This window comes from Massilia sp. 05N420 (assembly GCF_056397205.1).
Genome location: NZ_JBFTMX010000311.1, coordinates 1 through 332 on the forward strand (window position 1 = coordinate 1; position 332 = coordinate 332).

At 65.1% G+C, this 332-nt stretch carries 1 protein-coding gene; it reads right to left on the reverse strand.

The features are described from left to right. Nucleotides 1-332, reverse strand: a 332-nt coding sequence (locus AC1DIX_RS28475) for a recombination-associated protein RdgC (protein ID WP_477328715.1), incomplete at both ends; no start/stop codon positions are given.

The window sequence follows — 332 nt, forward strand, 5'->3', positions numbered from 1 at the left end:
TCGGCCTTCGACGGGCTGGCGGGGCTGGCGGCGTCGACCACCAGCCAGCCGTTGACCGGGTCGATCCAGGTCCAGACATTGCTGCGGATCGAGAATGCGCGCGGCAGCAGTTCGTCGGCCACGCGCTCCTTCAGTTCCTTCATTGCTTTCTTGCCCGGCGGGAAGCCCTGCTGCTCTTCCAGCTCGGCTGCACGGGCCTTGGCGACCTGGTTGATGACCGAGCCCGGCAGCAGTTTCTTTTCCGTGCCCAGCATCATCAGCATCTGCTTGTTCACTTCGTGGACCAGCTTGCCGTTGCCGCGCGGCGAATCCCAGCCCTGGCGCAGCAGTTC